Source organism: Streptomyces sp. NPDC005070 (genome assembly GCF_053600395.1).
Genome location: NZ_JBSFZS010000197.1, coordinates 1 through 8,409, shown reverse-complemented (window position 1 = coordinate 8,409; position 8,409 = coordinate 1). Strand labels below are relative to the sequence as shown.

Sequence of the window (8,409 nt, the reverse complement as noted above, 5' to 3'; positions counted from 1 at the left end):
GGGGAGCGACGGGCCAGACCCTGGGTCCACGGTGCCATGCCCGGACCGTGTCGCGCAGTAGGTTCACGAAGTCCCGTACGGCGATCCCGCGCGACGATCTCGTGGCGCGATCTCGTACGGCGATCTCGTACGGGACTCCTGTACCGCCGGTCAGTCCCGGAGACGGTCGATCTGGCGGATCTTGTTGGTCGCGTCCAGTGCGGCGACCTTGTAGGACTCGGCGAGAGTCGGGTAGTTGAAGACGGCGTCGACCAGGTAGTCGACCGTTCCGCCGCAGCCCATGACGGACTGACCGATGTGGATGAGCTCCGTCGCGCCGGTGCCGAAGCAGTGGACGCCGAGGAGTTTCCGGTCCTCGGGCGAGACGAGCAGCTTCAGCATGCCGTGCGAGTCGCCGATGATCTGCCCCCGGGCGAGTTCGCGGTAGCGGGACACGCCCACCTCGAACGGCACGCAGTCCTCGGTGAGCTGGTCCTCGGTCCGGCCGATGAAGCTGATCTCCGGGATGGTGTAGATGCCGATCGGCTGCAGGTCGTGCATCCGGTTCACCGGCTCACCGCAGGCGTGGTACGCCGCCGTCCGGCCCTGTTCCATCGACGTGGCCGCGAGTGCCGGGAAGCCGATGACGTCACCGACGGCGTAGATGTGCGGCACCTCGGTGCGGTAGTGCTCGTCGACCTTGATCCGCCCGCGTGGATCGGCGGACAACCCCGCCTTGCCGAGGTCGAGTTCGTCGGTGAGACCCTGTCGCCCCGCCGAGTACATGACCGCGTCGGCGGGTATCTTCTTGCCGCTCTCCAGGACCGTGAGCGTGCCCCGGGAGTGCCGCTCCACGGCGGCGACGGTCTCGCCGAACCGGAAGGTGACGGCGAGGTCCCGCAGGTGGTACTTCAGCGACTCGATCACCTCGACGTCACAGAAGTCGAGCATCGCGGGCCGCTTCTCGACCACCGTGATCTTGGAGCCGAGGGCGGCGAACATGGAGGCGTACTCCATGCCGATCACGCCGGCACCGACGATGACCATGGAACGCGGCACCTGCTCCAGGTTCAGGACGTTGTCCGAGTCCATGATCGTCCGCCCGTCGAACTCGACGGTGCCGGGCCGCGCGGGACGCGTGCCCGTGGCGATGACGATGTGGTCGGCGCTCAACCGCTTCTCGTTGCCGTTCGCCTCGACCAGGGCGACCGTGTGGTCGTCCACGAAGCGGCCGATGCCGGCGAACAGGGACACGTGGTTGCGCGAGAGCTGGCTGCGGATGACGTCCACCTCGCGACTGACCACGTGCTCGGTGCGAGCGGTCAGATCGGCGACGGTGATGTCCTCCTTCAGCCGGTAGCTCTGGCCGTACAGATCCCGCTGGCTGAGGCCGCTGAGATACAGGACCGCCTCGCGCAGCGTCTTGGAGGGGATGGTTCCGGTGTGGATGGAGACCCCGCCGACCATGTCGGGGCGGTCGATGACGGCGACCCGACGGCCGAGCTTCGCCGCTGCGATGGCGGCTTTCTGTCCACCCGGGCCGGATCCGATGACGAGCATGTCGAAGTCGCGCACCAGCGGAGTCTGTCAGCCCGGGACCGCTTCCCGAAAGGGTGAACATGAGAGAAATCCGCCCGGGGCACCCCGCCCCGAGCCGGTCGTGCGGAGCTGACGCCGGCCCACGCGAGGAGAACGCCTACGTCCACATCTCCAAATTAATGTGGCCTTTGTCCAGAATGCCGGTACAGGATGGGGTCGCGGGTATGGCGTTCGCAGAACCGGCCGATGACGGAGCATCACGCTCGCCCGGTCAAGCGGGCAGGCGGAACGGGGAGCCGTCCCTCCTCCCACTGCTCGCTGTGTGCGCCGGGTATTTCATGGTGATCCTGGACGTGACGGTCGTCAGCGTCGCGGCGCCGGTGATCGGCCGGGAAATGTCGGCCTCTGTCACGGCCATCCAGTGGATCACCGACGGATACACCCTGGTCTTCGCCGGCTTTCTGCTGCTGGGTGGCGCATTGGGCGACCGGTGGGGAAACCGTCGGATCTTCTGCACGGGTGTGGCCGTGTTCACGCTGTCCTCCGCCGCCTGCGCTCTCGCGCCCAACGCTCCCCTCCTGACCGTGGCCCGTCTGGTGGAGGGGCTGGGAGCGGCCCTGATCGTGCCCGGTTCGCTGGCGTTGCTCCGGCAGACGTATCACGCTCCGGCCGCCCGTTCGAGGGCCTTCGGACTGTGGGGATCCATGGCCGGTATCGCGGCCTCGGCCGGGCCGCTGCTGGGCGGTCTGCTGGTGTCCACGGTGGGCTGGCGATGGGTGTTCCTGATCAATCTGCCGGTGGGCATCGCCTGTCTGGTGCTGACGCTGCGCCACGTGGAACCTTCGCCCCGCTTGGTCTCCCGCGCCGTCGACTGGCCCGCGCAGTGCGCGGTGGTGGCGGCGGTGGCCCTGCTGACGGGCGCGCTCAACGAGGCCGGACGACGCGGTTGGACCGCTCCGGCAGTCCTCGCCGGGGCGAGCCTGTCCGTACTGGCAGCCCTGGCCTTCGTCACCCGCGAACGGCTGGCGCGATCTCCCGCGGTGCCGCTGAACCTGCTGCGGTCGCGCGCTCTGGGCGGCGGCGCCGCCATCGGCTTGCTGTTCAACTTCGGCTTCTACGCCATGGTGTTCACCGCCAGCCTGTACTTCCAGCACCAGCGCGGCTTCAGCGCGCTCGAAACCGGGGCGGCGCTGCTCCCCGCGGTGGCGATGACCATGTTCGCCTCCGTCCTGTCGGCCCGGCTCGCCCGCCGTACCGGAGACCGGCCCCTGGTGATCGTCGGGATGCTCCTGGCCGCCGCGGGCCTGGCAGGCTGGACCGCAGCGGGAGTCGACCCCGCCTATCCGCTGCTCGTCGCCCCCATGATGGCCGTGGGATTCGGCACCTCCTTCGCGCTCACCGGCACGACCTCCACCGTGATGGACTCCGCGCCTCCGGCGTACTCAGGGACGGCTTCCGCCTTCTTCAACACCGCCCGCCAGGTGGGCAGCGCCACGGGCGTCGCCCTCGGCGGCACCCTGCTCGCCACGGCCACCACCTATGGCGAGGGACTCCGCGTCAGCACGGCCATCGGGGCGCTCGCCTACCTGACCGCCGCCGGGCTCGCGTGGCACTGCGTCCCCCGCGAATCCGAACACGACGCTCCTGGCTCGTAGACCCGCGCGGGCACCAGGCCGACAAGCCGGCCGACGAGGGCTCGGGTCGGGGGCGCCCGCATGACGGAACAGGACACGGAACGCTCCCCAGTGGGCTACATTCAGTAATCCTTGGCATCGGCGCCTCCGGGGGTGAGGTCGCGTCGAGGAGAATCCCGGAGCGGCGCATGCATCAGTCCCACCTTTCCGCACCGCCGGCCGCGCCCACCCAGGGGGGACTTGCCGACAGCCTCCGCGCAACGGCGCTCAACACCCCCGATCTGCCGCAGCTCGCGCGCCGCGCCGAAGGCCGCTCGGGCGGCTGGGTCCAGGTGACGGCGGCCCAGCTGTGGGACGAAGTCGTCGACGTGGCACGGGGGTTCGTCCGGTCCGGCATCCGGCCGGGCGACCGTGTGGCCATCATGGCGCGCACCCGGTACGAGTGGACGGTGCTCAGCTATGCCCTGTGGTCGGTGGGCGCCGAGATCGTGCCGGTCTACCCGACGTCTTCGCACGAACAGGTCGCGTGGATCCTGCGGGACGCGCAGTGCGTGGGCGTGGTGGTCGAGGACGAACAGGGCATCATGACGGTCGGTTCGGCGTGCGCCACGCTCCCGTTCCTGCGCCACGTCTGGCAGTTGGACGCGGGGGCGATGGCCCAGCTCGTGGAGCGCGGCCGGTCGATACCCGCGACCGCGGTCGACTCGCTGCGCCGGATCGTGCTGGCCGACTCGACCGCGGTCGTCGCGTACACCTCCGGCACGACGGGACAGCCCAGGGGGTGCGCCCTGTCCCACCGCAGCCTGGCGAGCCCCTGCGACACACTGCTCGAAGGCTGGCGGCGGACGGCGGCCCCGCCGGACACGCAGCCGGCCGTGCTCGCCTTCCTGCCCTTCTCCCACGCCTACGGACTGATGATCCAGGGGATCTGTCTGCGCGGCGGCATCCTGATGGGACACGAACCGGATCTGCGGGAGGAGACCCTCTCCGAAGCCATGCTGTCGTTCCGGCCGACCTATCTGTACGCCGTGCCGTCCGTGTTCGAGAGGATCTACAAGAACTTCGTGCGGGCGTCCCAACGGGCGGGCCGTGGCGTGCTGTTCGAGCGTGCCGTGCGCACGGCGCAGGACTTCGCCAGGGCCGAGGAGCACCAGCGGCTCGGCACGGGACCGGGCCCCGGTTTCGACCTGCGGCTTCAGCACTCCCTCTACGAGAAGACGGTGTACAAGCGGCTGCGCGCCGCTCTCGGCGGACGAGTGTGCGGCGCGGTCTCGGGCGGCTCCCCGCTGAACCGTGAACTCGCCCTGTTCTTCGCGGGAATCGGCATCTTCGTCCACGACGGATACGGACTCACCGAGACCGGCGGAGGCATCACCGCCCAGCCGGTCGGACGGGAGAAGTTCGGGACCGTCGGACGCCCCTTGCCGGGCACGGAGATCCAGGTGTCCGACGACGGGGAGATCCTCGTGTGGGGGCCCTCCGTGTTCCAGGGCTACATCAACGACGCGGCGGCGACCGCGGCCTCGTTCCGCAACGGCTGGCTGGCGACCGGGGACATCGGCCGGGTCGACTCCGAGGGCTATCTGACCATCACCGGACGCAAGAAGGACATCATCATCACCAGCGGGGGCAAGAGCGTGGCCCCCGCGGCCCTGGAGGAACGACTGCGGGTCCATCCGCTCATCCATCAGGCAGCCGTCGTGGGGGACAACAGGCCCTGTGTGGGCGCTCTCATCACCCTGGACCCGGAGTTCGTGACGCACTGGCGCGCCGCCCGGGCCAAGGGGGAGACACCGGCCCGGGACGCGCGCGAGGAGAACGAGCTGCGCGAGGAGGTCAGGCGTGCGGTCGCGGCGGCCAACTCCACCGTGTCCCGCTCCGAGTCCATCCGGGTCTTCCGTGTCCTCCCGGAACCCTTCGACATGTCCAACGGGCTGCTGACGCCGTCGCTCAAGCTGCGCCGGGACGCGATCGCTCAGCGGTACGCGGCCGAGATCGAGGCGATGTACCAGACCTCGACGCGGGTGCCGCGCGAGGCGATGATCGGCGATCCGTCGATCCTGGACGACTCCGACAACGTGTTCCGCTGACCGGACTCCCGGGGACCGGCTGAAGTGCCTCCTGTTCCTCAGCCGGAGCCGGTGACCGGGGCCGGGGGCCGGGTGCGGGGCAGCCGCAGGGTGAAGACCGAACCCGTGCCGACCTCGCTGGTGACGGAGACGGTTCCGGCGTGGGCGGCGACCAGTTGACGCACGATGGCGAGGCCCAGACCGCTGCCGCCGGTACGCCGGCTGCGGGACTTCTCCGCCCGCCAGAACCGGTCGAAGACGCTGTCCAGATCTCCGGGAGCGATGCCGCCGCCGGTGTCGGTCACCGCGAGCACGACCTCGTTCTCCTCGCGGTGCGCGGAGAGGGTGACCGTGCCGCCGGCCGGGGTGTGGCGGATCGCGTTGGACACCAGATTGCCGAGCGCCTGACGCATCCGTACGGGGTCCGCGTCCAGCCAGGGCGTGCCGGCCACCTCGGTCACCAGCCGCACGCCGGCGGCCTCCGCGCCGACGCGGTGTGCCGCGGCGACCTGTTCGAGGAGTTCGTCGGCGCGCACCTCCTCGCGGTGCAGCCCCAGCGTGCCCGCGTCGGCGGCCGCGAGGTCCTGGAGGTCGTCGATGACACGCTGCAGGACCACGGCCTCCTCGTGCAGGGAGGCGAGCAGTTCCCGGTCGGGGTCCACGATGCCGTCGCGAGCCACCTCCAGCCAGCCCCTGATGTTGGTGAGCGGTGTGCGCAGTTCGTGCGCGATGTCGCTGACCATCGCCTTGCGCTGGACCTCCATCCGCTCGCGGCGCTCGGTCAGTTCGTTGAAGGCGAGCGCCAGGACACCGGTCTCGTCCCGGGTGGTGACGGGCACGCGTACGTGCCGCTCCGGCGGTTGCCGCGCGGCCTGGGTCAGCGCGCGCAGGGGGCGTACGAGCCGGGTGGCGACCAGTGCGGTCACCGCCACCGTGAGGGCGAGGACGAGTCCGGTGACACCGAACACCTTGGCCTTGTTGGCGGCCGACATGTCGAAGCGGGGGACGGGCGTGTCCCCCGTGCCGAGGAAGAGTTCGGCGACCGGGGCGACGTAGGGCTGGAGCTGACCGCGCCGGGCCTCGGCGACGCAGGCGTTCGCCGTACGGGCGAGAGGTCCGTCCCGGTCGGCCGGTCTCTTCCCCGTCAGGTAGGGGACGGCGGTGGCGCCGCTCACGGCCTCCAGCGGCAGAGCCACGGAGTGGTCGAGGTGCACCTTGCGCCGGTCCAGGCAGGTCCGAGTGAGCGCCGACAGGGTGTCCAGGGCCTTCTGTTCGGTCGGGGTGGGGGTGTTGAGCAGGCCGTCGGCGCATTCGGTCGGCACGTAGCCGGGGTCGATCGTCCCGTCCACGCCCTTCAGCACGGTCCGGCCGCTGGGCATCCGCTCCGTGCGGGTACGAACGCCCGCGCGGGCGAAGCAGAGTTGGCGCACGGTGGCGAGTTTGTCCACCTTCAGACGCTCGTTCGTGGTCAGCCGGTACGGGCCCACGGCACGCGGGTCGACCCCGGTGAGCTGCGCTCCTGGTTCGGTGTAGGTGTCGGTGCGCAGCGGGTCGACGGTGGCGGCGGCCCGGGGCGGCAGGGAGGTCCCGCGGGCCGCGGAGTCCGCGAAGGGGGTGCGGTCGCCCGCGGTCAGGGCGATGCGCCGGCCCGTCCGCAGCGAGATCGCGCGCAGTGTCCCGGTGACTCCGGACCAGTCGGCGTGGGTGGCCGCGTATCCGCTGAGCTGCCGCAGGATGTCCATGTCCTCGGCGAGCACCTGGCCCTGCTCCTCCTGGATGGCCCGGGTGGTGGTCTGCACCGCGAGCCAGGCGGTCGCGGCCACGGAGCACAGGGCGATGAGCACGGACGTGGTCAGCAGCTTCACCAGCAGGCTCTTGCGCAGCGGCACGGCGCGGCTCACGGCCGGTCGCCCCTGAGCTTGTACCCGACGCCGAAGACGGTCACCAGACGCGTCGGCCTGCGCGGGTCCGCCTCGGTCTTCTTGCGCAGGTTCATGATGTGCACGTCGATGGCCCGCTCGGTCGAGGCCCGGTCGATGCCCCGGGTGTGGTGCAGCAACTGCCGCCGGGAGAAGACCCGTTCGGGTTCGCCGGCCATCGCGAGCAGGATCGCGTACTCGCCGGGAGTGCAGTCCACCGGCGAGCCGTCGCACAGGACCGTGTGCCGCAGCGGGTCCACCTCGATCCCCGCCGCCCTGACGACCGGGTCGGGCCGCCGTTCGCCCCCGGCCCGTCCGCCGCGCCGCAGTACCGTACGGATACGGGCCATGAGCTCGCGCGGGCTGTACGGCTTGGTCATGTAGTCGTCCGCGCCCAGCTCCAGGCCGAGCAGGACGTCGTCCTCGGTGGAGCGGGCGGTCAGCATCAGGACGGGGATGTCGTCGTTCTCCCGCAGCACCCGGCACACTCCGAAGCCGTCGACCACCGGAAGCATCAGGTCCAGGACGACGAGGTCGGGCCGGTGCCGCCGGACCTCGTCGAGCGCCGCCGCGCCGTCGTGGACCACGGCCGCCGTATGCCCCTCGCTCAGCAGCGAACGGCGTATCAGCTCCGCCTGCTTCTCGTCGTCCTCCGCGACCAGCACATATGCGCACACGCGGCCGATCGTAGGCGCTGCCTGCCACACCGCGGCCGGCGAGAGGGGCTTCCCACACCCTGACACCTTCCTGACAACCTTCCGGCACACTGCGGGCGGGTCCGGCGCGGGCCGCGGGACCACGCGACAGCCCTCGGACCTTCCGCCGGAGGTCAGCGGGCCAGGGAGGCGGCGTCTCCCATGACCACCACGGGGTGCAGGGCCGGGTCCAGTACGCGCATCAGCTCCACCAGGTCCTTCTCGCGCAGGCCGACGCATCCGTGGGTGGGGCCGCCGTGGTCGACGTGCAGCCAGATGCCGCCGCCGCGGCCGGTGCCCAGCGGCCGGGTCCAGTCCAGGGGTGTGGTGCCGGGCCTGCGGTTGTAGTCGACGGCGACCACGTAGTCGAAGGAGCCGGCCAACGGCTCGCCGTCGAAGCCGGTGCCGGGCGAGGTGAAGGCGCCCGAGCGGTCGTACGGGAGCCGGGTGCCGGGGTCGGGCCGCAGCCCGCCCGCGTCCGTCAGGGTGAAGACGCCTATGGGCGAACGCAGGTCGCCGGAGCGGTGGTGGTCGGTCCAGCCCTTGAGGGCGTTGCGCGCGGGCCGGCTCGGGC

At 70.9% G+C, this 8,409-nt stretch carries 6 protein-coding genes; 2 read left to right on the top strand and 4 right to left on the bottom strand.

From position 1 onward, the window contains the following. Positions 1-150 precede the first annotated feature (150 nt). Complete coding sequence (gene sthA, locus ACWEBX_RS35130) at positions 151-1,554, bottom strand: Si-specific NAD(P)(+) transhydrogenase (protein WP_451888816.1); 1,404 nt, start codon at positions 1,552-1,554, stop codon at positions 151-153. 188 nt (positions 1,555-1,742) lie between these two features. On the opposite strand from sthA, the gene ACWEBX_RS35125 reads away from it, so the two are divergent. Then, positions 1,743-3,173 (top strand): MFS transporter, encoded by a 1,431-nt coding sequence (locus ACWEBX_RS35125; protein ID WP_451888815.1) that lies wholly within the window; start codon positions 1,743-1,745, stop codon positions 3,171-3,173. A 167-nt stretch (positions 3,174-3,340) separates the two neighbouring features. Next, positions 3,341-5,242, top strand: a complete 1,902-nt coding sequence (locus tag ACWEBX_RS35120; protein WP_451888814.1) for an AMP-dependent synthetase/ligase — start codon at positions 3,341-3,343, stop codon at positions 5,240-5,242. Positions 5,243-5,280: 38 nt separating this feature from the next. On the opposite strand, the gene ACWEBX_RS35115 is transcribed toward ACWEBX_RS35120, so the two are convergent. The 3 genes from ACWEBX_RS35115 to ACWEBX_RS35105 all read right to left on the bottom strand — a co-directional run. After that, complete coding sequence (locus tag ACWEBX_RS35115) at positions 5,281-7,122, bottom strand: sensor histidine kinase (protein WP_451888813.1); 1,842 nt, start codon at positions 7,120-7,122, stop codon at positions 5,281-5,283. Next, positions 7,119-7,817 carry a response regulator transcription factor gene (locus ACWEBX_RS35110; RefSeq protein ID WP_451888812.1) on the bottom strand — a complete coding sequence of 233 codons (699 nt, stop codon included), beginning with the start codon at positions 7,815-7,817 and terminating at the stop codon, positions 7,119-7,121. The genes ACWEBX_RS35115 and ACWEBX_RS35110 overlap by 4 nt, the downstream gene beginning before the upstream one ends. Positions 7,818-7,969: 152 nt before the next feature. Next, positions 7,970-8,409 (bottom strand): L,D-transpeptidase family protein (locus ACWEBX_RS35105; protein WP_451888811.1); only part of this gene is annotated, 440 nt, incomplete at its 5' end.

Bases quoted from the DNA above. Each gene is read 5' to 3' on its own strand.
- ACWEBX_RS35120 (WP_451888814.1), top strand. From the start codon at position 3,341: ATGCATCAGTCCCACCTTTCCGCACCGCCGGCCGCGCCCACCCAGGGG.
- ACWEBX_RS35125 (WP_451888815.1), top strand. From the start codon at position 1,743: ATGGCGTTCGCAGAACCGGCCGATGACGGAGCATCACGCTCGCCCGGT.